At 37.6% G+C, this 25,423-nt stretch carries 27 protein-coding genes; 22 read left to right on the top strand and 5 right to left on the bottom strand.

The genetic code is table 11. From position 1 onward, the window contains the following. Positions 1 to 45 precede the first annotated feature (45 nt). From FHY47_RS06050 to FHY47_RS06025, 6 genes are all read left to right on the top strand, one after another. Entirely contained in the window at positions 46 to 3,687 is a 3,642-nt protein-coding gene (locus FHY47_RS06050; protein ID WP_187393442.1) for a dynamin family protein, read from the top strand. Beyond that, complete coding sequence (locus FHY47_RS06045) at positions 3,659 to 4,498, top strand: sulfurtransferase (protein ID WP_148629846.1); 840 nt, start codon at positions 3,659 to 3,661, stop codon at positions 4,496 to 4,498. Before FHY47_RS06050 ends, FHY47_RS06045 begins: the two co-directional genes overlap by 29 nt. Before the next feature lie 90 nt (positions 4,499 to 4,588). Further along, on the top strand, positions 4,589 to 5,479 hold the full coding sequence (locus FHY47_RS06040; protein WP_066107294.1) for a 5'-3' exonuclease: 891 nt from the start codon (positions 4,589 to 4,591) through the stop codon (positions 5,477 to 5,479). Positions 5,480 to 5,632: 153 nt separating this feature from the next. Then, on the top strand, positions 5,633 to 6,097 hold the full coding sequence (locus FHY47_RS06035) for an NUDIX hydrolase (RefSeq protein WP_066107291.1): 465 nt from the start codon (positions 5,633 to 5,635) through the stop codon (positions 6,095 to 6,097). 139 nt (positions 6,098 to 6,236) lie between these two features. Beyond that, positions 6,237 to 6,506 carry a DUF6123 family protein gene (locus FHY47_RS06030; RefSeq protein ID WP_066107287.1) on the top strand — a complete coding sequence of 90 codons (270 nt, stop codon included), beginning with the start codon at positions 6,237 to 6,239 and terminating at the stop codon, positions 6,504 to 6,506. Between the two features lie 140 nt (positions 6,507 to 6,646). Then, positions 6,647 to 7,381 (top strand): DUF5694 domain-containing protein, encoded by a 735-nt coding sequence (locus tag FHY47_RS06025; RefSeq protein ID WP_254654728.1) that lies wholly within the window; start codon positions 6,647 to 6,649, stop codon positions 7,379 to 7,381. A 164-nt stretch (positions 7,382 to 7,545) separates the two neighbouring features. Here FHY47_RS06025 and FHY47_RS06020 read toward each other — a convergent pair whose 3' ends face one another. Together FHY47_RS06020 and FHY47_RS06015 are read right to left on the bottom strand one after the other, a co-directional pair. Then, the gene (locus FHY47_RS06020; protein WP_148629843.1) at positions 7,546 to 7,941 is read right to left on the bottom strand and encodes a VOC family protein; all 396 of its coding nucleotides are present in this window, start codon (positions 7,939 to 7,941) and stop codon (positions 7,546 to 7,548) included. Between the two features lie 49 nt (positions 7,942 to 7,990). Continuing rightward, on the bottom strand, positions 7,991 to 8,386 hold the full coding sequence (locus FHY47_RS06015) for a reverse transcriptase-like protein (RefSeq protein ID WP_066107281.1): 396 nt from the start codon (positions 8,384 to 8,386) through the stop codon (positions 7,991 to 7,993). A gap of 130 nt (positions 8,387 to 8,516) precedes the next feature. Here FHY47_RS06015 and FHY47_RS06010 point away from each other — a divergent pair, with 130 nt between their 5' ends. Next, the gene (locus FHY47_RS06010; protein WP_066107277.1) at positions 8,517 to 9,182 is read left to right on the top strand and encodes a reverse transcriptase-like protein; all 666 of its coding nucleotides are present in this window, start codon (positions 8,517 to 8,519) and stop codon (positions 9,180 to 9,182) included. Between the two features lie 8 nt (positions 9,183 to 9,190). Then, positions 9,191 to 9,406 carry a zinc-finger domain-containing protein gene (locus tag FHY47_RS06005; protein WP_066107273.1) on the top strand — a complete coding sequence of 72 codons (216 nt, stop codon included), beginning with the start codon at positions 9,191 to 9,193 and terminating at the stop codon, positions 9,404 to 9,406. Positions 9,407 to 9,430: 24 nt separating this feature from the next. On the opposite strand, the gene cspD is transcribed toward FHY47_RS06005, so the two are convergent. Beyond that, positions 9,431 to 9,631 (bottom strand): cold-shock protein CspD, encoded by a 201-nt coding sequence (gene cspD / locus FHY47_RS06000; RefSeq protein WP_066107270.1) that lies wholly within the window; start codon positions 9,629 to 9,631, stop codon positions 9,431 to 9,433. 212 nt (positions 9,632 to 9,843) lie between these two features. Between cspD and FHY47_RS05995 the strand changes: the two genes are divergently transcribed. Beyond that, positions 9,844 to 10,830, top strand: a complete 987-nt coding sequence (locus FHY47_RS05995) for an HD-GYP domain-containing protein (protein WP_066107267.1) — start codon at positions 9,844 to 9,846, stop codon at positions 10,828 to 10,830. An 88-nt stretch (positions 10,831 to 10,918) separates the two neighbouring features. On the opposite strand, the gene metA is transcribed toward FHY47_RS05995, so the two are convergent. Continuing rightward, entirely contained in the window at positions 10,919 to 11,827 is a 909-nt protein-coding gene (gene metA, locus FHY47_RS05990; RefSeq protein ID WP_066107265.1) for a homoserine O-acetyltransferase MetA, read from the bottom strand. Positions 11,828 to 11,978: 151 nt separating this feature from the next. Between metA and FHY47_RS05985 the strand changes: the two genes are divergently transcribed. The 13 genes from FHY47_RS05985 (at position 11,979) to FHY47_RS05925 (ending at position 24,711) form a co-directional block, all read left to right on the top strand. Then, positions 11,979 to 13,667: a formate--tetrahydrofolate ligase gene (locus FHY47_RS05985; protein ID WP_148629841.1), complete on the top strand. Its 1,689-nt coding sequence runs from the start codon at positions 11,979 to 11,981 to the stop codon at positions 13,665 to 13,667. 37 nt (positions 13,668 to 13,704) lie between these two features. After that, positions 13,705 to 14,211: a hypothetical protein gene (locus FHY47_RS05980; RefSeq protein WP_066107259.1), complete on the top strand. Its 507-nt coding sequence runs from the start codon at positions 13,705 to 13,707 to the stop codon at positions 14,209 to 14,211. 59 nt (positions 14,212 to 14,270) lie between these two features. Continuing rightward, positions 14,271 to 14,747 (top strand): glutathione peroxidase, encoded by a 477-nt coding sequence (locus tag FHY47_RS05975; RefSeq protein WP_139063861.1) that lies wholly within the window; start codon positions 14,271 to 14,273, stop codon positions 14,745 to 14,747. 122 nt (positions 14,748 to 14,869) lie between these two features. Then, on the top strand, positions 14,870 to 15,712 hold the full coding sequence (locus FHY47_RS05970) for a DegV family protein (protein WP_181162011.1): 843 nt from the start codon (positions 14,870 to 14,872) through the stop codon (positions 15,710 to 15,712). Beyond that, positions 15,697 to 16,323 carry an HD domain-containing protein gene (locus tag FHY47_RS05965; protein ID WP_262365973.1) on the top strand — a complete coding sequence of 209 codons (627 nt, stop codon included), beginning with the start codon at positions 15,697 to 15,699 and terminating at the stop codon, positions 16,321 to 16,323. Before FHY47_RS05970 ends, FHY47_RS05965 begins: the two co-directional genes overlap by 16 nt. After that, entirely contained in the window at positions 16,320 to 18,212 is a 1,893-nt protein-coding gene (locus FHY47_RS05960; protein ID WP_066107254.1) for an ABC-F family ATP-binding cassette domain-containing protein, read from the top strand. The genes FHY47_RS05965 and FHY47_RS05960 overlap by 4 nt, the downstream gene beginning before the upstream one ends. 72 nt (positions 18,213 to 18,284) lie before the next feature. Next, positions 18,285 to 19,430 (top strand): conserved virulence factor C family protein, encoded by a 1,146-nt coding sequence (locus FHY47_RS05955; RefSeq protein WP_148630279.1) that lies wholly within the window; start codon positions 18,285 to 18,287, stop codon positions 19,428 to 19,430. A 202-nt stretch (positions 19,431 to 19,632) separates the two neighbouring features. Next, entirely contained in the window at positions 19,633 to 20,064 is a 432-nt protein-coding gene (locus FHY47_RS05950) for a BrxA/BrxB family bacilliredoxin (protein WP_066107248.1), read from the top strand. A gap of 130 nt (positions 20,065 to 20,194) precedes the next feature. Further along, positions 20,195 to 20,971 carry a class I SAM-dependent methyltransferase gene (locus FHY47_RS05945; protein WP_148629839.1) on the top strand — a complete coding sequence of 259 codons (777 nt, stop codon included), beginning with the start codon at positions 20,195 to 20,197 and terminating at the stop codon, positions 20,969 to 20,971. Between the two features lie 87 nt (positions 20,972 to 21,058). Further along, the gene (locus tag FHY47_RS05940; RefSeq protein WP_066107243.1) at positions 21,059 to 21,652 is read left to right on the top strand and encodes a YpjP family protein; all 594 of its coding nucleotides are present in this window, start codon (positions 21,059 to 21,061) and stop codon (positions 21,650 to 21,652) included. A gap of 102 nt (positions 21,653 to 21,754) precedes the next feature. Then, entirely contained in the window at positions 21,755 to 22,519 is a 765-nt protein-coding gene (locus FHY47_RS05935) for a TerC family protein (protein ID WP_139891783.1), read from the top strand. A gap of 507 nt (positions 22,520 to 23,026) precedes the next feature. Next, positions 23,027 to 23,737: an anthrax toxin lethal factor-related metalloendopeptidase gene (locus tag FHY47_RS05930; protein ID WP_066107232.1), complete on the top strand. Its 711-nt coding sequence runs from the start codon at positions 23,027 to 23,029 to the stop codon at positions 23,735 to 23,737. A 17-nt stretch (positions 23,738 to 23,754) separates the two neighbouring features. Beyond that, positions 23,755 to 24,711 (top strand): thymidylate synthase, encoded by a 957-nt coding sequence (locus FHY47_RS05925; RefSeq protein WP_066107229.1) that lies wholly within the window; start codon positions 23,755 to 23,757, stop codon positions 24,709 to 24,711. 220 nt (positions 24,712 to 24,931) lie between these two features. Here FHY47_RS05925 and FHY47_RS05920 read toward each other — a convergent pair whose 3' ends face one another. Continuing rightward, on the bottom strand, positions 24,932 to 25,261 hold the full coding sequence (locus FHY47_RS05920; protein ID WP_066107225.1) for a hypothetical protein: 330 nt from the start codon (positions 25,259 to 25,261) through the stop codon (positions 24,932 to 24,934). Between the last annotated feature and the right edge of the window lie 162 nt (positions 25,262 to 25,423).

The following is a 25,423-nucleotide window of genomic DNA, read 5'->3' as shown; positions in this document are numbered from 1 at the left end:
TTCGATAAAATAGATAGATAAATGATTATTAATAAGGGGATAAGTATGAGACTGCATACAAGGGAAGTAACACTTAACCAGCTTTACGCTATTTATAAGTACTTTGAACAAGATGGGGATCAAGTACGGGCACAAAAAACGATCGATATTATGAATAAGGTTAATGATAATGAGTATAGCTTGGCATTTTGCGGACATTTTTCGGCCGGAAAATCTACGCTTATTAATTATATTTTGAAACAGCCGATATTGCCTTCCAGTCCCATTCCGACAAGTGCTAATATCGTGAAAATAAGGAGCGGCAATGGAGAAGCCAGGGTCACTTTAAATGATCAAAAATGTCTAATCTTTCAGCCGCCAATTGATTTTAACAAAATTAAAGAATTTGCGAAAAACGGAGGTTCCATCCAAAAAATCGATTTGATGATTCAGAATTTTCCGTATGCAGACAACTTAGTTTTATTGGATACACCAGGGATTGACTCAACTGATGAAGCCCATGAATTGTCGACTGCCTCCTCATTTCATCTGGCAGATGCGGTTTTTTATGTGACCGATTACAATCATATTCAGTCAGAAATAAATTTTCAGTTTACAAGAGATCTGGCACGTATGGGGAAAAGAATATATGTCATCATTAATCAAATCGATAAACATCAGGAGGATGAGCTTTCTTTTACATCTCTTAAACAAAGTGTAAAGCAAGCTTTTAAGGATTGGGATATACCAGTAGAAGAGTTTTACTTTACTACTATGAAAGCGGAGGATCATCCCTTTAACCAAGCTCACCGTGTAACTGAAAAAATAGCTGAATTAGCTGATATTGCGCCAGCTTATGATGTGAATTCACTTCTTAACCATTTAATAACGGAGCATCTAAATTGGAAAGAAGCGGATTCCAATCAAGCCAGAAATCATCTGGAGCAGCAGCTGCATGACAAACAGAATCATCACTTGTTAGAAATTATTGATTCTGCTGAAAAATTTAGTAAAAGCATTATTAATTTCCGTGAGCATGAGGAAGATAAATTTGATGAACAAATTGGGCATATTATCGAAAATAGCAATATCACTCCATATGAATCCAGGGAACTGGCGAAATCATATTTGGAATCAATGGTTACATCTTTTAAAGTCGGGAGAATATTTGGAAAAAGTAAAACAGAACAAGAAAAAGAAACTCGTAAAGCTAATCTGATTCAAAATATTAAACAGCAGACTGAATCGACAATTTTGTGGAATTTAAATGAATATTTTCAAAGAATGATGAACGATTATCCAGGACACAAACAGGAGAGTCAGAATATCATCCAGTCATTCGACTATGATATTCCCTATGAAACGATCATTGAGGTAGATCAGTTAGCTTCTGTTACCAGTGACTTGGTGTTGAATTTTTCCAAGGATTTGGCATCTTCCATTAAAAAAGCTGCGGGCAAGCAAGCGTTAACTCTTTTCAATACCTTGGTGAGTCAGTGGGAAGAGGAAAGAGAGCAGCGTCTCACCCGGGTGAAGGAGGAATTAAAATCGGACCATTCTATTCTTCACATTTGGCAGGATTGGCAAGTACAGCTGACTAATCAGCGGAGCTATAAAGATAAAATTATGAATGAGTTGACTAAAAGATCCAGATATAACCTTACAGAAGTCATGGAATTCCTGCAAAGCCAGCAAAAAGAGGGTTCAATTGTGGAGATGGATATTAAAGAAGTTAAAGATATTGAACCTGAGCCAAAGCCTGAACGGATTATAAAAAAAGTGGAGACGGCACAGCCGATTTATACATCTGAGCAAGTGGCTTTAAAGCTGCAAAAAGCTTCCCAGGCTTTGAACCACTTACCTGGTCTTGAGAAATTAGCGCAGGAGCTGAAAAATAGGGCAGATTCACTGATGAATCAAACTTACACTTTAGCTCTCTTTGGTGCTTTCAGTGCAGGGAAATCCTCATTTGCCAATGCACTTTTAGGAGCAAACGTTTTACCCGTTTCACCGAATCCTACTACCGCTGTCATTAATCGTATTTTGCCGCCAACGAGCCTACATAAACATGGTACTGCTACCATTCATGCTAAGACGGAGACCATGCTGCTCGATGATTTAAATGAACTGTGGTTTGAGGATGGTTTAAAAGTACAGGATCTAGCGATGGCAAGGAAACAGGCGCAAACCATGCTCAAGAAACAAAGCTATGCGCTAGGATTAAAGGTTTCTTTCCTGGAGGCATTTTTAAAGGGGATTGACTCCTTTGAAGAAAATCTTGGTAAAAGTTTTGCCGTTTCATTGGATGAGTTTTCTGTGTATGCAATAGATGAAACAAAATCATGCTTTATCGAACGCATTGATTTATATTATGACTGTGATTTAACGCGAAAAGGCGTTATTTTAGTTGACACTCCCGGAGCGGATTCTGTTAATGCGAGACATACAGGTACCTCCTTCAATTATATAAAGCATTCAGATGCGATTTGCTTTATTACGTATTATAATCACCCATTCGCACGGGCTGACCGAAATTTCCTTGATCAACTGGGACGGGTTAAGGATTCATTCAGTATGGATAAGATGTTTTTCCTTTTGAATGCGGCTGATTTGGCTGAAAATCTGGAGGAGAGAAAGGTGGTTGAGGATTATTTACGCAGTGAATTGCAAACTTCAGGAATCCATCATCCACGGATTTATCCAATTTCAAGCCGTGCAGCGCTACAACAAAGGACTGAAGAACTCAATTCAGGAAATGAGGCATATATCGAGCTGTTTTCCCATTTTGAATCAGCTTTCTATTCATTTATTCAGGAGGAGCTTAAAGGTATATTAGTTAATGCAGCTATGCTGGATTTGGATAAGGCACTTCAGCTTACCAGTCGACTTGTCGAGCTGTCCAATGAAACCGAGGAGCAGAAGACGAAAAGACGTGTCCAATTGCATGAAAACTGGGAGCGAGTGTTAGCGATATTAAATGAAAAAAGATTTACTCATGAAATGGCCAGGATGAAGCAGGAAACAGAAGAATTGATTCATTATAGTAAGCAAAGGATTAACCTGAACTTCCCGAATTATTTTAAAGAATTTTTTAATCCCGGTACATTAAAGGACCATCGGCAGTCCCTTTTAGCCTGTACGAATCGTTTACTTGATCAAGTCAGAATTGAATTGGCCAATGAAATACAGGCTACATCCTTGCGTTTAGAGGTTATGGTCAAAAAGACCATGCATGATACCTATGTCCAGTTAGTTCAAGAGATTCAAACCATCCATAAAGATTGGTCATTCAGTGAGCCTAAGTCAGATTTACAAAACGAATATAATACCGACCGAGCGCTATTAAATTTAACGGCAGATGATTTCAAAGAAGAACTGAGACTTTTCAAGGGTACCCAGCATTTCTTTGAAAAGAATGGTAGAAAACCAATGGCTGATGCCTTTTTGGAGAAGTTAAACGACTATCTAGATGTTTATTATACAGATCAACAGAACAAATTGTTTGAGCATTTTGAATCAGCCATTCAGTATATAAGTCTTTCATTAATTGAGGAGATGAAAACCGAAGGCAATGAACGATTGAAAAGTATGGAATTGACATTAAACAAGAAATCTAATCCTCAAATTTACCTGGAGGCTGAAAAGCAAATCAAGTTAATTTTAGAATCGGAGGAGGAGAATGCAGTTGCAGCTGGTAAAAGAGTCTGAATGGTTATTTGAACATTTGAGTGATCCTGATTTACGTATCATCGATTGCCAATTCCATTTATCCAATAAAACAGCGGGACGAGAACAATATAGAGAATGCCATATACCGGGAGCTGCTTTTATGGATGTTGCTCAGGGTTTGTCCGGTCCAATTAAGGAACATGGAGGAAGACACCCGCTTCCTGCGAGAGAAGACTTTATTGAACTAATGAAAGCCATCGGTATACATGAACAGACAACCGTTATTGCTTATGATGGCGGCGAGGGAGCTTTTGCCGGTCGCTTTCTATGGACAGCCCAATTATTTGGATATGAGCGTGTATATGTACTTAATGGAGGATTAAAGGCTTGGCTGGAGAAAGTATATCCAGTAACCGAGGATATTCCTGTGCTGACACCAACAGATTATGCCCCTGTCATGAATAAGAATCTATTAGTCACTTACCCTGAAGTGAAAGACTGGGCAGAGAATGATAGACCAGGTTATTTAATAGATTCCAGAGAATCAGACCGCTATAAAGGAATCCATGAGCCGATTGATCATAAAGCTGGGCATATACCCGGTGCAATAAATATGGATTGGACTGAAAATTTCAGGAACGGTAAATATTTGCCTGTACCAGAGTTGGAAAACCGTTTTAATCACTTGAACAAAGATGAGCCAATCATTGTTTATTGCGGTTCCGGTATTACAGCAACTCCTAATTATATTGCACTCAAGGAAGCAGGTTTTACGAATGTGAAAATCTATGCCGGCAGCTTTAGCGATTGGATATCCTATCCGGAAAACAGAATAGAAACGGACCAGTAAATTGATTTGATGGGAAATTTTTAAGAAGAGAATAAGGCCCGGATATGGTACAATCTGATAACAGAGAATCAGAACATCAGGGGGATTAGGATGAATCAAAATACTAATACATTATTATTAATAGATGGTTTTAACTTACTTAGCAGAGGTTATTTTGCAACTGCTTATGGGAAAACAGAAGATCAATTATATCGAAATAAAAATGGGATTTATACCAATGCACTGCGCGTGTTTTTTCAAAAAATGTTCAGCCTTATTAAAACTCACCAAGTAACGCATTTAGCTGTTGCTTGGGATGTAAAGCGCGAAGAATCGTCCCGCAGACAAAAATTTGATTTTTACAAAGCGACACGCGGAGAATTGCCGGCACCGCTCATTATGCAATATGAAACATTGCGTTCAAGTCTAGAACGGATTGGCGTTAAGCAGCTGTCTGTGCCTTCCTATGAAGCAGATGATGTAATCGGTGCGATTTCTACTATGTGGAGTACGAATAACATGGGGAAATGCTTAATTTACAGTAATGACCGTGACCTGTTTCAATTGCTGAATGAACATACGAGTCAAATTATTGCCAGTAAAACAGGAGATCGTGTTTATACCATTGAAGATTTTCGTGAGGATTATGGAATAGAATCAGCGCAATGGGTCGATGTAAAAGCACTGCTGGGCGATGCAAGTGATAATATTCCGGGCTGTCCTGGTATTGGTGAAAAGACAGCTTTACCACTTATCCAGCATTACCAAACGCTGGAGGGGCTATATGAACAGCTGGAATTATTAGATCCAAAATTCAATCGATGCAAGAAAAAGCTGGCGGCAGGACAGGAATCAGCCTTTATAAGCAAAGAATTGGCCCAAATTATATGTCAAATAGATGTATTTGAGGATTGGACTCATGAACATCTCATGTATGAGATTAATCATGATATTTTGGCTGATGAACTGGAAGAATTAGAATTAAGAATTCGTGTCAGCTAAAAATATATTGAGTAGTCATGATCGAGCTTTATGCCTGAAGGTTTAGGGCTCGATTTTTTTTTTTTTTTTTTTGATTGATTCATATAAACATGCAAAATCTTCGCTGTTACATTGATTAGTATTACAGAGCGGTAAATAAAAGGAGAGATGAGATTGGGCTATATTGAAGATTTAAGAGCTATTGTGGGTCATCGTCCCTTAATATTAGTTGGATCAGTCGTCGTTATTTCTGACAAGGAAGGCAGGCTGTTGTTGCAGCAAAGAAAATTTCCGAAGGAGTCATGGGGGCTCTCAGGCGGCTTAATGGAGCTGGGAGAAACGACCGAAGAAGTAGCCAGACGTGAAGTGACAGAAGAAACCGGCCTTACGCTGGGCAAGCTGCATTTTATTAATGTATATTCCGGACCGGAGTATTTTGTAAAGGCTGCTAATGGAGATGAATTCTATTGTGTCACGATTGCGTATTATACAAATGAATACGAAGGTGAATTAGTTGTAGATGAAAGTGAATCTATAAAGTTTGAATTCTTTTATCCACATGAATTACCGGGAAGAATCGTTAAAAGCCATAAAAAAATCATTGATGAATATTTATTAAAATTGGATACCGGGAAATAAGGGAAGGGTTAATTCAGTTGTAAAAGTCACCTGGGTGATCAACCTTTTTCAGACAATTCGACAAAAACCTGTATTCAACTTTTTAAAAATGTTTTACAATAAAAGAGTAATTTTGTGAAGGAGTGTGTTTGGGGGATACATGGAAAAATTAGAAGACTATATTTGTAGATTATCTTCGAAAGGATTTCGTCTTGGAGAAGAGGCAATAGGATTTATCTATTTTGGAAAACAGTTGACTTCAGCACCAGACTGGATCGTAAACATTGCACTGGAAAATACATTGAAAGCTCAAAAGAGATTTGATGGAGGTTTTTATATATCACTGCTGGAAACCTTGGTGAATGGTAAAGTTTCCAACAGAAAAGAAGCAAATCAATTAATGAAGGAACATGGCTTACAGGTATCTTGATTTCAATAAATCAAGGTATTTTTTTGTGGGTATTAATCCATATATAAACTAGTATTGCCAGCTTTATTGCTAAAAGATAGCTTTTTAGGCAGGATTTTTCCTGAATATTGTCTAATAAATGGATGATTAGGAGGGATATCATGTCGAAAAAGCCAAAAGTAATGATTCTCGGAACTTTTCATTTGCGATATACACCAGATTTTCATCGCGGAGATTTCGATGAGTCTATCATAACGGATCAGCAAAGGGAAATTGAAGCAGTCGTTAAATGTCTGAAAGAATTTAAACCGACTAAAATAGCCCTTGAAGTCGTAAAAGAAGAACATACTTCTCTAAATGACGAGTATGATAAATATCTGAATGGTGAGTTGAGAAATGAGGTCAACGAAATCCACCAATTTGGATTCAGGACTGCTGCTGAATTAGGTCATAAGGAAGTTTATGCGGTCGATTGGATGGAATCGGTTGGGAATAGGGGACTTGGTCAGGTATATGATTGGGCAAAAGAAGAACAGCCAGATAAATATGAATTTATTAAGGACCATTACTGGTCAAAGTTAAATAAAAGCTTTGATCACATTGATATTTATGAGTTAGTTAAAGCGTGCAATACAGACTCAAGAATTAAACTAGAGCATGAATTGAATATGATGATTGCACAAATAGGAAAAGGAACAGACTATATCGGGATTGATTGGCTAAGATGGTGGTATCAGCGAAATTTAATTATTTATGCGAATCTTGTTGAAATGACTGTTTCACCCGAGGACAGAACACTTTTAATAATAGGTTCAGCCCATATTCACCTACTGACTCAGTTCATCAAAGAAAGTGGAACAATGGATGTTATTCCTGCTATAAACTATTTTAATTAGTCGTATCCTAAAGGGTTTTCTGAGTTTTTTATACTGAACTGACAATGTATTTTGGTTATAAAAATGACATTCTTATTACTAAAATTCTCACTTAAATAGTTGGCAAGATGTTCTGGGGTTACAATTTCAACTACTATACATTAGAACAACTAACCTAAGGGAGGTTAGGGTGCTACTAATTCAACTTTAATTCTGTCAGGATCTTCGAAAAAAACGGCATAATGATTTTTCCCACCTGCAAATGGATGTTGATCCTGATAAAGAATTAATATATCCTTTTCTTTTAATTTCTTTGTTAGATCGTCTACCTGTTGCCTGGATTCGGCATGAAACGCCAAATGGTTTAATCCCGTTCCACATCTGTGATAAGGGATATCCATATATTTATCCTCCGTCTGAACGAAGACTATATAGGTATCCCCTATTCTAAAGCTTTGTCCACTATCCCACTCCTGGTAAAGTTCATATCCCAATTCAGCTAGAAGCCAGCCCCAAAAGTCAATGGATTTATTTAAATCTGATACATTGATTTCAATATGATGGATAAGCCCTTGCAACAATGATTTTTCCTCTTTTCTATTTTTATTCCATACCGTTTCAACCGAATGATTATTTCTGCTCGTTCATTTGCACAGCTTGCCGGGATAACAGATCAGCTGATTTGTTTTGCGATTCTGGAATCCATTTGATGAAAAATAAGGAGAATTCAGACGAAAGCTCCAGTGCCTGATTGAGTAATTGTCTAAAGGATTCTTTTTTTACATACTCTTTTTCCATTGCATCCGCCACGTGTTTTGAATCGGTTCGAACAGAGATGACATCGTAATTTTTATCCAGGCATATCTTCAAAGCATGGATCAAGGCTAAGTATTCAGCTTCATGATTATTATGGATGCCAAGGGGTATGGAATATCGGTGGACTTCACCATCTGCTTTTATAAAAATACCGGCACCGCTTGGACCTGGATTTCCTTTAGCTGCGCCATCTACATATACTTCTATCATAAGAAAACATCCTTTCAAGTTAAAAAGTACATGAATTTTTATTAAATGTCTACTGTCATAGTTTTAGTGGTATCAGGATAATTTATATATAATGAATTAATTGTATAAAGGATTGGGAAGGGAGAAAGAAATGAACGTAACAGTAAAGGGTATCTACAATAAATCCAAAATACCTCCTATAACCTTCACATCAGAAGAAATGGAAAGTCAATTTGCTTTAAGGCTTGTCAATGATCTCGAAAGCACGGGAAGATGGCGAGATTTCATTTTTATTGATGAACTGGGACAGGAATGGACAAAGAAACAGTTTCAAAAGCTGACAGAGGAAATAGAAGAAACCCCACAGAATGTAACGATTTATTTTGATGGAAGTCACAGACCGGGTGAAACCTTTGCAGGAGCTGGCATTGCGATTTATTACACACAAAACAATAAAAGGTTTCGCATACGGAGCAATGAAGTCTTTGATTATATAGAGGACAATAACGAAGCAGAATATTGTGCATTATTAGCAGCTGTCAAAAGGCTTGATGAACTGGGAGTTAAACATCAAAAAATTATGATAAAAGGGGATTCTCAGGTCGTATTGAAACAATTAACAGGAGAATGGCCTTGTTATGAAGAAAATTTAAATAAGTGGCTGGATCGGATCGAAGAACAGCTTAAGAATCTTGGCTTGCACTTTGAGACAATGGCAGTTCCAAGAAAAGATAATGAGGAAGCACATCGGCTGGCAACACAGGCACTAGAGGGAATTGAGATAGACGGTCAACTTGAATTACCAAAAATGGGGTGATGTTATCGATGAATAAAAAAAAGGGAAAAAAAGATGCTCTTAAACAGGTTGATTTTTTGTTAAGTACGTATTGTGATGGCTGCTTTCTACACAAACAGCTTGTTCGGGATAACGGCCGTACTCATGCACACCGTTTTTGTATCAATCAGTGTACAGTTGGTGAATCCTTGAAACATATAGGCGGAAATTTAAATAAGAAAACAGAAAAGCCGCCTATCCAATAGGCGGCTGTTAATTTTGGTTTATTATTAGGCTTTTTGTACGTTAGTAGCTTGAGGTCCTCTTTCTCCATCTACGATTTCGAAAGTAACTTCTTGGCCTTCTTCTAAAGATTTGTATCCTTCACCTTGAATTGCTGTGAAATGTACGAATACATCATCTCCGCCTTCAACTTCGATAAAACCAAAACCTTTTTCGTTGTTAAACCATTTTACTTTACCGTTTTGCATAGATTTATTCCTCCTAAAACTGTGGCTCAAAAGCCAATTACTATTTATCATAAACTTTAGATAAGTCATGATAATTTCAATATACAACATTCAAATATACAGTGTCAAAATGGATTTTAAAAAATATTGAAAATTTTTAAGAGGTGACTGGATAATTGGGTAAATATGGTATAATTGTTAAAATGAAATGAAAACATATGTCGGGGTGTCTGATGGATACACATCATAATGGTTTTTCTAATTATTTGCTGGAAAGAGTTTATATGAATCAATTACAAAAAGAAATAAGAGATAAGGTGGAACAAAAAACACCTTCTATCAAAGATAATGGGGAATTCCGAATGATGACGACAGAAGAGGTTTCTTTATGCATGGATCAGGCATGTACGGATATTCGGCATATATTTAAGGATATAAAGAGACGTGGAGAAATTTCCGTCAATCGGGTTAAACAGGAGATTATCCCTGTTATCAAGAGTGCATCATCGAGTCCGCGAATTTTTGAATTGCTTCATCAAACTAAACGTAAAGAGGAGTATACATACTGGCACTCCATTTGCGTAGGAATTCTATCCGGTCTAATCGGGAGATGGCTGAGATTGCCTATAGATGAGCTGGAAGACCTTATGATTTCTGCTGTTTTGCATGATATCGGCATGACCATGGTTCCGGAGAACATCTTAGATAAATCAGGTAAACTTACCTCTCAGGAATATAATATAATGAAACAACATACCGTCTATGGGCATGAACTATTAAGTAGTCTCGACCATATCCCTGATTCGGCTGCCATTGTTGCCTTGCAGCACCATGAGAGAGAAGATGGAATGGGGTATCCTCATGGATTAAAGGGTAAGCAAATTCATTACTTTGCTAAGATTGTCGCCATAGCAGATATATATCATGCGATGTCCTCAGAAAGAGTTTATCACGAAGCAACACCATTTTATTTAATCATCAAACAAATGCAGAATGATGTATATGGAACATTAGATGCTCATATTTTATTGGTTTTCATGGATAGATTGCTTCAGGCGCTGGTGGGCAAAAAAGTAAAGCTGAATAATGGCGAATATGGTTCGATTCTTCTCATAAATCGATATAATCCACTTAAGTCTTTAATAAAGACTGAAAGGGGAATCATAGATTTAATGGCATTTAGGGATATTGAAATCGTTAAGATTATTAATGAAGTATAAGAGGATATTGGATATTAGAAGAAAAAGACAGCTGATAGGCTGTCTTTTATATTTTATATAAGAATTTCTATTGTAAGAATACTTATCATTATTTCCACTGGTAAGGTGTCGTCTGATAGACATAATAATTCAGCCAATTAGAAAATAGAAGACTTGCGTGGCTTTTCCATGTATGAAATGGGAGCTGCAGCGGGTCGTCCTCAGGAAAATAATTTTGAGGAATAGGGGCACCTGAGCTCTTTGATAAGTCACGCTTATATTCATGGGACAAGGTAGCCAAATCGTATTCTGGATGACCGGTTACCATAATTAATCGTTTATCCTTAGAAGCGACCAGGAACAAACCTGCTTCCTCCGATTCTGCTAAGACGATTAACTCCTCATGATTGCGGATCTCTTCTGCTTCAATATCTGTATATCTTGAATGCGGAGCGTAAAAAACATCATCAAATCCTCTTACAAGGCTTTCGAATGGTTTCAATACTTTATGCTTATAGATGCCTGTACATTTTTTATTTAATAATTGCTTTGATATTCCAAAATGATGGTATAGGGCTGCTTGGGCTCCCCAGCATATATGAAGGGATGAGGTTACATGCTCCCTTGACCAATCCATTATGTTGATTAGCTCATTCCAATAGTGAACTTCCTCGAAGTCTAGCTTTTCAACCGGCGCTCCAGTAATAATTAAGCCGTCGAAGCGCTTCGTTGATACTTCGGGGAAGGTTGAGTAGAATTGTTCCAAATGTGTATGGGGTGTGTTTTTACTTTCATGTGTTTCCATTCGTAAAAAGGTTATTTTGACTTGCAGAGGAGTATTGCTTAGTAATCGAAGCAGCTGTGCTTCGGTTTTCTCTTTTTCAGGCATTAAGTTTAAAATGAGAATGTTTAAAGGTCGGATATCCTGACTAAGAGCTCTGTTATCATCCATTACGAAAATATTTTCTTCTTCTAAAATTTGTTTGACGGGTAGTTTATTTGGAATCGTAATCGGCAAGATATGGACCTCCTTGTTTGTTTAAATTTTCAAAATATTAAATAATATTACCATTGTATTCATATTTTTGAGAGGTTGTAAATAATAATGTGTGTTTGATATATATTTTTTGTTAAACTAATTATGACTATTGATTTTTAGGGGGCTCAGCATGAATTTGGACACAATTGTAAAAAGTGATATCGAGATTGCTTTAAATGCAAAAATGAAACCCATAAAAGAAATTGCTGAAACGATTGGATTAAAGGAAGAAGATTGGGAAGCTTACGGGAAACACAAGGCGAAAATCTCTCTTGATGTGTTAAAATCCCGCAGCACCAAAAAGGATGGGAAATTAATTCTCGTTACTTCCATCAATCCTACTAAAGCAGGGGAAGGGAAATCAACGGTAACCGTTGGACTAGGAGATGCGTTTTCTCTTCTTGGAAAGAAAGCAATGATAGCGATGAGAGAGCCTTCTCTTGGACCAGTCATGGGTGTAAAGGGAGGTGCAACTGGCGGCGGTTATTCACAGGTACTCCCAATGGACGAAATTAACCTGCACTTTACTGGTGATTTACATGCCATCACAACAGCAAATAATGCACTGGCAGCTCTGATTGATAATCATATTCAGCAGGGAAATGAACTGCAGATTGACCCGCGGAAAATTATTTGGAAAAGGGTCCTTGATATGAATGACCGTGCCCTTCGGCATATTGTAATCGGGCTTGGCGGGGATAAGCACGGAATTCCCCGTGAAGATGGCTTTGATATAACCGTAGCATCTGAAATCATGGCAATTCTTTGTCTCGCGATAGATTTAGATGACTTAAAAGATAAATTAGGGAAGATTGTGATTGGATACACCTATCAGGATACACCTGTTTCTGTTTCAGACTTGGGTGTAGAGGGTGCACTAACTTTATTGTTGAAGGATGCTTTAAAGCCTAATTTGGTTCAAACTATTGAACATACGCCTACGCTAATTCATTGTGGTCCGTTTGCAAATATTGCACATGGATGCAACAGTGTACTTGCTACAAAAACAGCCCTTAAGCTAGCTGATTATTGTGTTACAGAAGCAGGATTTGGTGCGGACCTTGGCGGAGAAAAATTCTTGAATATTAAGACAAGCGCTGCTGATCTTACTCCGGATGCTGTCGTTATCGTGGCAACATTAAGAGCCTTAAAGATGCATGGTGGCGTACAATCGGATAAATTAAAAGAGGAAAATCTAAATGCGATTGAATTAGGGTTCCAGAATTTAGTGAAGCATTGTGAAACGATTCAAGCTTTTGGATTGCCTTTTATCGTCGCTTTAAATAAATTTTCTGCAGATACTGATGCAGAGGTGGAACGATTCAATACTTTATGTCAGAAACATGGATTACCTTTCTCTTTAACAGAAGTGTGGGAAAAAGGTGGGCAGGGCGGATTGGACCTTGCAGCAAAACTTGAAGACCTTATGAAGGAGAATACCAATACATTTAAACGTCTATACGAATCAACGGATTCCATTCAAGAGAAAATTGAAAAAGTCGCAAAAATTGTATATGGGGCACAAAAGATTGAATATTCTCCTGAAGCTCTGCAACAAATACATAAATATGAATCAGAAGGATGGGGGCAGCTCCCTGTTTGTATGGCTAAAACCCAGTATTCATTATCGGACAATCCAAGTTTGTTGGGCAGGCCTGAAGGATTTACATTGTATATCAAAAAGCTAAAGCCTTCTGTAGGAGCAGGTTTTATTGTGGTACTTACTGGAGATATTATGACAATGCCTGGATTACCTAAAAGACCAGCTGCTTTAAAGATGGATGTCGACGAGAATGGCAATGCGGTCGGATTGTTTTAATAAGGATAGGTAGATTATGTAAAATGGAGGTGATCTCATGTTTGATCCATCAGTTTTTGAAAACCTGAAAGTAGTAGTTGAAGGTGCCTTTTATGATTTAGACTTAGAAGGCGAGTTAGCCATCATAGACAGGCATGATTATGTTGACTTAGCATATATGTCAAGAATTTTTGAGATTAGTACAAGGCTTGATGCTTCGATGGAAAAAGCGGTTGAATGTACACTTTCTTTAAGTGCAGGTTTACAAGCTTTCTCATCAGAAAAGCTATCATCCATAACTAAACGCGAGCCGGGATGTGATCTTAAAATTAAATTTAGGTATATCGATCCTGAGCATCCTCTCCGCAATATTCATATATTGAAGCAGATCTGGGATAAAGGGTATCATTACCGGGTTTTTAAACATACTCCGATTGGATTTAAACATGAAGATCCATTCGTAACGATTGAAATTAAGCAGGATAAGCCAATTTATGAGGATGAAATTGATCAATTACATACCTATGTCAGCCAAATCCATCATATACTGAAAGCAGAAGGTTAGATTTTTTTGAACGAAAGTAAAACTTGATCAGTCATGTATTTTTAGCGGGAGTGAAGATGATGAACATTTATGATTTTAAGGCTAACTTAATCACTGGAGATGAAGTTTCCTTTGAAAGATATATGGGGAAGGTCCTGCTTATTGTGAATACTGCCAGTAAATGTGGGTTTACTCCACAGTATAAAGAGTTAGAATCCTTTTACCAAAAATATAAGGAGCAGGGCTTGGTTATTCTTGGATTTCCGTGCAATCAATTTATGAATCAAGAACCCGGAGATGAAATGGAAATCCATTCATTCTGCCGAACTAATTATGGAATTACCTTTCCTATGTTCGCAAAAGTGGATGTAAGAGGAGACCAAGCTCATCCATTATTTAATTATTTAACAGAACAGGCCCCTGGTGTGATGGGTTCCAAGGCGATTAAATGGAACTTTACAAAGTTTCTCATTGATCGAAATGGAAAGATTGTAAAACGTTTTGCACCCTCTACAAAACTTTCTGAAGTAGAGAAAAGTATCGTTGATTTATTATAGGACAGACCTCTCCTTTGCTAGGAGAGGTCTTATATTTGTATCTTTTTAAAAACGCTTTTGGTTATAATAGGAGTAACGCCATTTATCGGTTATGTATTCCATGAGGTATGGGGGTTGGTTGCATGATGAAAAAAGTAGCGTGGGTAACAGACAGCTCTGCTGTATTAGATGATGAACTTAGAGCCAATAAAGATGTTTACGTTTTACCGGTCCACATGATGATTGATGGAAAGTCTTATTTGGATGGTGTAGATCTAACAACCGATGAATTAGTTGAACACATAGAAAAGGGATCCACTCTTACCTCATCGCAGCCATCGATTGGCGATTTCAAAAAGCTTTACGACAAGTTGGCTGTTACCTATGACTCTATCTTCTCCTTTCATATCTCTGATAAATTAAGCGGTACATATTCTACAAGTGTTCAAGCTGCCGAGCTGGTGGATATCCCGGTTTTTAATGTGGATACTCATTATCTTGCTTATCCATTGACGTTATTGATAAAGAAAGCTATTAAAATATGGGAAACTTCAAATGAACCTACAGAAGTTGTGGAAGCAATCCATGCGCTTAAATCTAAGTTAAGAGTGTATGTTTGGATAGGATCTCTTCAGCAGCTTCATAATAGCGGCAGGCTTAACACCTCAAGCTATTACCTGGGAAGTCTTTTGAATATAAAGCCAATCGTAACCTTTCAGGAAGGAAGTCTACAGATTAAAACCAAGGTTCGTACATGGAAAAAGGCAACAGAAAAAATCCAATCTTATTTAAAACAATCCCTGGGGTCCTACCAGATTGAAGAAGTTTTTATGCTGTATGGAAAACAGATCAGTCAAACAAGCGATTGGGTCCGGATGGTTGAAAGAATCAGTGAGGAATTATCAATTACGATACATCCGCTCGGGACTGCCCTTTGCCTTCACGCAGGCGTTGAAACAGTAGGAATCGGATGGATAGAAAAGTAAAGGAGTTTATTATGCGCGAAGCTATTAAAGCAGCGGAAGAATTCGTGAAAAGACGTTTTATTAACGATACAACGGGCCATGACTGGCAGCATATGGATCGTGTCAGAAGGCTATCCTTATTAATCTATCAAACCGAGCAAACAGGCGATCCTGAGCTAATTGAACTGATCGCCCTACTGCATGATCTATCCGATTCCAAATTAAATGGGACAAAAAAAGCGGGAGAAGCGGTACTTAGCGAATGGCTCGAATCTAATGTGAAAAATGAAGAAATTAGGGGAAAGATTAAAAGGGATGTCTCCAGTATCTCATTTAGTGAGGGTTTAAGAGAGGGCTTATCCCCTGAAGCAGCCATTGTGCAGGATGCGGACCGTCTGGATGCATTGGGAGCTATTGGTATAGCCCGTGCTTTTGCATATGGCAGTCATAAGGGGCATCCTATTTATTTACCGAAGGATGATTCTGCCCCTAGTACATTCACGCATTTTTATGATAAATTACTACTATTAAAAACCTTGATGAATACACGTACAGGTAAAAGGTTGGCAGAAGAACGTCATCAATTTATCTTGTTGTTTTTAGAACAGTTTAAAAAGGATATGATGGAATGAAAGTATTAAAAGGAATCGACATTAAAAAGGAATACGGAGAGAAGACTCTCTTTAAGGATATTAACTTTAGCATAAGTGAAAACGAAAAAATTGGTTTAATCGGCTTAAACGGAACAGGGAAATCTTCACTTTTAAAAATCATTGCCGGCATTGAAGAAATGGACGGAGGATTGATTGATAAGCCAAAGGATTACCGGATTTCATATCTAGGACAGAATGTTGAAGTAAACGAAGATGAAAAGGTATCAGCCTTTATTTATAGAAATGACTCACCTGTATTTCAAACTGTACGAAAGTACGAAGAGCTATTGGAACATATGAAGGAGTCCCCAAATGATTCAGCTCTTCTTGATAAAATGTTTCATTTGCAGGCTGAAATGGATGCAAACGGTGGCTGGGAGATCCATTCAAATGCACAAATTATGTTAAATAAGCTAGGAATCAAAGACCTTAATGTTAGAATGGGTTCTTTATCCGGAGGGCAAAAAAAGCGTTGTGCTTTAGCTAAAGCATTAATGGAAAAAGCAGATTTGCTTATTTTAGACGAGCCGACAAACCATTTGGATTATGACAGTATCGAGTGGCTGCAGGAGTATATCCAAGGATATCAAGGCTCGGTTTTATTTGTAACTCATGATCGATATTTCTTAGATGCCGTGACTAAAAAGATTTGGGAGCTTGATAAGGGGCAATTGCATTCTTATGACGGAAACTACGAGAAATTTTTAGAAATCAAAGCGATCAGAGACGAGATGGAAGCGAAATCAGCTCATAAAGTTTCAAGGCTGTTCCAACAGGAATTGGCCTGGATGCGGAAAGGGGCAAAAGCGAGAACGACGAAACAAAAAGCGAGAATTCAGCGCTTTGAATCCTTGCAGGAGGAAGCGAATGCTGGTAATGCAAGTGACGATTTAAGTTTGGATGTTGCTTCAACCAGACTTGGGAAAAAGGTGTTGGAGCTGGTTAATCTTTCAAAATCCTATGAAAATAAACTCTTAATCGATCAGTTTTCTGTCATTTTACAAAAGGGAGATCGAATTGGTATCCTCGGAGCCAATGGCAGTGGAAAAACAACCATATTAAGAATGCTTGCCGGTTCTGAGTCTTTAACTAGTGGCTCAATTGATCGGGGTTCTACGGTATTGATTGGCTATTATACTCAGGAAAATGAAGATTTACCACTCAATAAGCGAATGATTGAATATATCCGGGAAACAAGTGAAGCGGTCACGCTTGCAGATGGTGAGCGAATTTCGGCCGCACAAATGCTGGAACGTTTCCTTTTTGAGCCACATACGCATGGGACGGTCATCGGGAAGCTTTCAGGCGGAGAAAAAAGAAGGCTTTATTTATTGAAGATATTGATGGAGTCTCCAAATGTACTTTTATTGGACGAACCGACAAATGATTTGGATATTCAGACATTAACTGTTTTGGAAGAGTATCTTCAGCATTTTCCGGGTGTTGTTATAACCGTATCACATGATCGATACTTCTTGGATAAAACATGTCATAAATTATGGGTATTTACAGGGAATGGACAGATTCAGCAATACTATGGGCAGGCAAGTGATTACTTGGAATGGAAACAGGAGCAGGAAAGACTTGCAACTGCCGTTGAGAAAGAGTCAACTCCTAAAATAAAACGTGCAGAAGAGACAAAAACGAAAAAACGTCTATCCTATCATGAGATGAGAGAATGGGAAGGCATCGATGAAAAAATAGAAGCGGTTGAAAAACGACTGGAGGAAGTAGCTGCCGAACTAAATAAAGCAGGCAGTGATTTTGAACTGGCGAATAAATTAGCTGAGGAAGAAATTCAATTAAATGAAGAACTGGAACATTTGATTGAACGATGGTCCTATCTTTCAGAAATACAAGAAGGCTAAATCGTAAGTATGTAAATATTTTGATAGATATGCTACAATCCCCCTAGATAAATAGATCAGGGGGATTTTATGATGAGGATTGTCTCGATTGAGCCGACACCGAGCCCGAATACGATGAAGGTTATCTTAAATGAAGAATTGCCGGCTGGGAAAAGTACGAATTATAAAAAGGATACAATTGATACCGCACCTTCATTTATAAAAGAAATTTTACATATTGAAGGTGTTAAAGGTGTATACCATGTAGCAGACTTCCTGGCAGTTGAAAGAAATGCTAAATATGACTGGCCTGGTATATTGGCACAGGTTCGAACCGTTTTTGGTGAGTCAGTTGAAGACACTGGAACTAATCCAATTAATTCTGGCAAAGGATTTGGAGAAGTGAAGGTCCAAATTCAAGTTTTTAAAGGAATCCCTATCCAGATTAAAGCAAATAGTGACCTGGAAGAAAAACGATGGGCTATGCCGAAAGCATTTATGGATGCTTTCCAAAAATCTCAGCTTGAGGATGATAATGCTGTGTTAATCCGTAAATGGAGTGATTTTGGAAATCGTTACGGGGAGCTTGAGCAGATTGGGAAAGAGGTGATGGATGAAATCATCGCCTTATATCCAGAAGAACGGTTAGCGCTGCTTGTTGCAGACGCTCAGGACACCACCACCAAGAAGGCAGAACCCGTTAAGGTGAAAAGAAGAAAGCTAACGGAAGCTGATTTGGATCAGGAAGACTGGAAGGCCAGATTTCAAGCTTTGGATCAGATGGAGGATCCGGATGTTTTGGATCTGCCGCTGCTCAATAAAGCTTTGGAGGATGAAAAAGCATCTATCAGAAGGCTTGCTGTGGTCTATTTAGGAATGATTGAAGACACGATCGTTTTGCCATACTTATATAAGGGACTAAAAGATAAGAGTGTCACGGTCAGAAGAACAGCAGGGGACTGCTTGTCCGATTTAGGCTTCCCAGAAGCTGAGCAGGCTATGATTGAAGCTTTAGCTGATAAAAGTAAGCTAGTACGCTGGAGAGCGGCCATGTACTTGTATGAGGTTGGTGGGGAAAATGCTTTGCCAGCGCTTCGAAAAGCGGAAAATGATGAAGAATTTGAAGTGGCTCTGCAGGCGAAGATGGCCAGTGAGCGTATTAAAAATGGTGATGAAGCCCTTGGGTCTGTATGGAAACAAATGACTGAAGCCAGAAAAAATAACAAGGTTCAAGAATAATAGAGCATATCAGGAAGGCAGTGTCGAATCACTTGGCAGCTGCTTTAGTTGAGCATAGGAAAGAGTATATGCCTCTGTTTAAACGGGGAGTTTACATCTATATTAGGTAATGTTACATACAATATTAGGGAATACATGGATTGCACATGTAAGCTATCTAATGTATCCTACAAATGTAAGACTTTGAATGGGGGAATTATGAATGTCTATGGCATATGAAGAATATATGAGACAAATGGTTAAACCAATGAGAGCAGAGTTGACTGAAGCAGGCTTTGAAGAATTAACGACTTCGGAACAAGTAGATGAATTTATGGAAAAGGCAGAAGGTACTACATTGGTTGTAGTCAACTCCGTATGCGGATGTGCGGGCGGCTTGGCAAGACCGGCTGCAGCAGAAGCAGTAAATGCTGAAATTAAACCGAATCATTTTGTAACAGTCTTTGCCGGTCAGGATAAAGAAGCAACAGCCAGAATGAGAGAATATCTTGGGGAAGTTCCATCTTCACCTTCAATGGCTTTATTAAAAGGAAATGAAGTGGTTCATTTTATTCCAAGACATGAGATTGAAGGACATACTTTAGAAGACGTTAAAGAGAATTTATTAAATGCTTTTTCTGAGTATTGTAAATAAACGTAAGGGAATGCTCACATGAGTATTCCTTTTTTTAATATGAGCCTGAGGGTAAATAAGTTTCTATCGCTTTAGATTTAAAGAAGCCTGCTCAACAAGAAATCTTGCAGATTTTAAAGGAGTTTTTTATGTGTTTGTCACTACGATTGAAAAAACGAATAATGTGCTGAATCAAAAAGCATTAAGAACAGCTGAACAATTAGGGATCCCGTATATTGAACGCAATAAAAGAACGATTAAACAGTTGCAATCTTACTATAACCAACCATGTCTGGTAGTGGGGAAGATCAAAACAGAATTATATGACCTGCATGGAATAGATCCATTATTTTTCCATCCAAATATGGCCGCAGTCCGTATGAAGAGAATTGAGAAAGGGGAAGTGGATCCATTTGTCAGGGCAGCCGGATTAAATCAAGGGATGTCTATTCTTGATTGTACACTTGGTATGGGAGCGGATGCCTTGATTGCCTCTTATATCATAGGGAGTAGCGGGAAAATAACTGCTTTAGAGTTAAATCCGTTTGTTTACTTTGTTATTAAGGAGGGACTGCAAAATTATCCTTTTAAGAATGAGAAATTTGGCGAAGCTGCCGGGAGAATTGAAGCTGTGAACATAGACTATTTAACCTTTCTTAAAAAAGCTGAGGATCGCTCCTATGATGTCGTTTATTTTGATCCAATGTTTACAGAAAGAGTCATTGAAAGTGCTGGAATTCAGTCTTTGAGTTCATTTGCTTCCTACAAGGAGTTAACAGAAGAAGCAATAGAGGAATCCAAGAGAGTCGCCAAAAAGAGGATTATTCTTAAGGACCATTTCAGGAGTGATCGATTTTCCCGGTTTGGATTTAGCGTTGAAAAAAGAAAAACTGCAAAATTTCATTTTGGTGTGATAGAATTAGAATAGTTAAAAAAATCAAAATTCGCTCTTCCAATATTAATAAAACGGGGTGAAGAAATAGCCCGTTTTGCTGAATAGGCAGGTGATTTTAATTTGAAAAATTGGTCAAGTATTCTTAAGAAATCCTTGGTAGTTGGGCTTTCTGTTTTAAGCTTTGGAATTATATCTCCATCTCAGTATCAGGAATGGTATGAAGGAAGTACTGTCAAAGAAACCAAAAACAATCCTGTTATTGGCCAAACTGATTATGTAAGCAGTGAATCTCCTGTAACGGTATTTAGTCAAAGTGATTTTTTATCGTATGCCATGCTTCGCGCTGAGGAGCAATCCTTTGAAAAGTTTGGGAGTAGAATTGGTCCCCATATAAAAGATGAATTTTATACGAGTGTATTACCGAACATTGAATCCGCCTTGCAGGAATTTTCATCTGATGTACCGGAAGAAAAGCTGCTGAATATGGCGATATCAGAAAAGCCAAGCGGCGGTTTAAGTGAAAAAATATTTCATGTTTATGATCGGGAAACCAATGAAGACCTCATCAGATTTCATGTCAGGAGAGAGAACCCGCCTGGAGAAGGCCATTGGTTTGAATTTCATTACCATACATACAAAGATAATTTTGACGCCCATCACTCGATGGCAAGGATTTATTGGAGTCAAAACACTCCTCCTAAGTGGATTAGCTAAGCAGATCATTAATTGATAGATTACTATTTTCAGGTTAATACGTTGTAATCAACGTATTTTCTTTTTTGTGTTAAAGAAAATAATCAGGAGATGAAGACAACCATGAATGAATTCTTTTCACAGTTAATAGAAACATACGCTATGTTTTTTGATGGGCAGATGTGGATAGAGGTATTGTCTGACCCAGTCAGTTGGGGATTAATTGGTACACTGGTTCTGATGGAGGGCTTGCTATCATCCGATAATGCTCTCGTCCTTGCTGTAATGGTAAAGGATCTTCCGGAAAAACAACGAAAAAGAGCTTTGTTTTATGGGTTGATTGGAGCTTATTTATTCCGTTTCCTAGCTATAGGAGTAGGTGTCTATTTAATTGAAATTTTGTGGGTGAAACTGATTGGAGGAGGTTATCTTGCATGGCTTTCCATTCAGTATTTTTACAAAAAGTATAAACATTTTGAAACGACTCCTGATGTTCCGGACGTAAAAAAATCTGGCTTGCTCAAACGATTGTTCGGTAACTTTTGGGGGACAGTTGCATCCGTAGAGTTGATGGATATCGCATTCTCTGTAGACAGTATACTGGCTGCCTTTGGTGTAAGTAATCAAGTCTGGGTTTTGTTCGTTGGAGGCATATTAGGTGTTTTAATGATGAGGGGTGTGGCAGGTGTATTCTTAAAGTTAATCGATAGAATACCAGAGCTTGAAAGTGCTGCTTATATTTTGATTGCCTTTATCGCTGTTAAAATGGTTGGTTCCAATTTTGGTCTACATATCGATCATACTATGTTCTTTTTCATTATCATTGTGATTTTTGGCGCAACCATTCTGTTGCACTTTTATAAGAAAAGAAAGAATCAGTCGGCATAGAATATGTTAAAAGAATTCCTGATCAGGATATGATCAGGAATTCTTTTAAGAGAGATGAATGAAAATAAAGCCTATGCAAAATCCAAGAGTAATTAGACTATCGAATACCACTAATCTCCAATCTGTCATAGCAGAATACAAATCTTCCATTAATTCGTCATCAAGATTATATTTATCAGGATGGAACCGTATCTTAACCACCTCTCCCTGGATACTTTATTGTAAAAGGGGATTGCTGGAATGCTGTGATGGTGCTGTTTAGCTGCAAACGGTCAGATGAACTTCCATAATTTTTATGACCACTCGTTCACTTCGAAACTCTCATCATATGGTATAATTTTTAATGATTTGTCGAAATGGATATATGCCATTGTTGATAAATGGTTAAACCATACATATACGCCTATCTGGATTTCTTCACGAAGTTTTATACATAACCCTATATATTCTCATTGACTGGTAATAGGGTTTTTATGATATAAAAATTAATCTTCGGAGTGAATTGTGATGAAGGCCAGAAATTTACTTGTATTCATTTTTATATTCATTATGGTAGCCACTCTTATATTATTTCCATTAGGGCAAAATTATGCAGAGTCAGTTTATTTAAAGAATTTATCTGGCTTTGAGAATAAATCATTGGTATCAACTATAATTGTTTTACCTGATGATCAAGATCAATGGGATGAGGCTGAGGTTATTATAGAAAGAATAAGTGGGTTACCTGAAGGCTTACTTCAAGTATTAAAAAAGAATAGAATTAAGATTAAGTTATTTACGGGAGCATTGACGGATCAACGGGAGGCTGCCCATTTAAAAGGAGTTCAGCCAAGAGGGTATTCCTCGAAAAATTGGGATGAAGTACCCGGAATGGGTGGCAGTAAAACAGTCTTAGTAAAAATCGGGCACAGTGAAAAAGGAGCGGGCCATGGTTCAACTAATCTAGAACTACATGAGCTTGGACATTCAGTCGATCAAATTATATTGAATAATATTAGTGAAACGGGCTACTTTCAAAATGCTTGGTTAAAAGAAGTGCAACAACTATTCCCGAATCAAGCATACTTTATTGATTATCCAGAGGAGTACTTTGCTGAGGTTTTTGCGATGTATTACTTCAATCAAGAAACTAAAGCAGAATGTTTGGAAAAGGCCCCTCTCACATACGAAATCATAAAAAATATTGAAAAGAATGGGTACACAGTAAAAGAACAATAAAATAGGAGGATCAACAAATGGTGAAAAATGAACAGGCCTATTTAAATCTTTGCCAGCATGTTCTAAATAACGGGACAAAAAAAGAAGACCGTACAGGGACAGGTACAATCTCTGTATTCGGCCACCAAATGAGATTTAATCTGAAGGATGGTTTTCCATTATTAACAACCAAAAGAGTACCATTTCGCTTGATTGCAAGTGAATTACTGTGGTTTATTAACGGAGATACGAATATCAAGTTTTTGCTTCAGCATAATAATAATATTTGGAATGAATGGGCATTTAAAAAATGGGTTGAAAGCTCAGAGTATAAAGGTCCTGATATGACTGATTTTGGTATTCGTTCTTTACAGGATGAAAATTTTAATCAATTATATTTGGAACAAATGGATTTATTTAAAGAGAAAATCTTAAATGATGATGCCTTTGCGGCGAAGTATGGAGAGCTTGGCAATGTATACGGGAAACAATGGAGAGAATGGAAGACGTCAACAGGTGAAACGATTGACCAGCTTAAAGATGTGATTGAACAAATTAAAAGAAACCCATCTTCCAGAAGATTGATTGTATCTGCATGGAATCCGGAGGATGTACCAACTATGGCTTTGCCGCCATGTCACAGTTTATTCCAGTTTCATGTGGCAGACGGCAAGCTGTCCTGCCAGCTGTATCAAAGAAGTGCAGACATCTTCCTCGGTGTACCATTTAATATTGCCAGCTATGCATTGCTGACTCATTTAATTGCAGCTGAATGTGGTCTGGAGGTTGGTGAATTTGTCCATACTCTTGGTGATGCACATATCTATTTAAACCATGTAGAACAAGTGAAGACTCAATTGGAAAGAGAACCAAGATCGCTTCCTGAGCTGGTGATTGACTCTTCATTTACAAGTATTTTTGATATGAATCTGGATCAAATAAAAATTGAAGGATATGACCCGCATCCAACGATCAAAGCACCGATTGCTGTTTAATTTAGAGTGCTTACGGACAGCCTCATAACTGATAGCAAAAAGGCGTACAGAATAGTGATATTCTGTACGCCTTTTTATATAAAACTGCAGGGATATGAGTTTGTTTCATAATTTCAAAAAGTAATGAGTACTCGAATCTTATCTATTCATTTATCGGGTGGAAATAATAGAGATATTGTGATGCAATTGGATTAGACTAAAGGGTTACTCAGTTACTAAGTCACTTAATTAAGTGGATATGGTGAAACGAACTTTGTATTTCATTCCAATATTCCGGATAGGTATCCGTAAATTTTTGGAAAGCTTCGTGAAGATTTATTACTAAATAATCATAAGTAACCTTACGATCTTTTCTGGTTTTTTTTAAATCAAAATATAAGGCAAACGGGCGTGTATAATAGCTGGTAAGCTGATGGGGATTTAAGGTTGCAATTTCTATATTTTTTTGACAGATAAAATCATTGACAGATTTTAATGGGCAATGTTTCACAAAATTTGGGACTTGGATAATAGGACATTTCTCATCCAATAATATAATACCTCTATACATAAATTTCTCCTTGAACAAAGTTAAGCATAGTATGGCCAAATTTTTTAAAAATATACGGTTTGCTAGTGTTTAAAAAGCCCATAACATAAACAAATACATGGCAACTAATGAATATAAAATATGAATCTAAGCAGGTACTTTTAATCTAGAATGTCAGTATTT

The organism is Bacillus sp. E214, from assembly GCF_008087365.1.
Lineage (GTDB): Bacteria > Bacillota > Bacilli > Bacillales > Pradoshiaceae > Pradoshia.
This window is presented reverse-complemented; position numbering and strand designations above follow the sequence as displayed.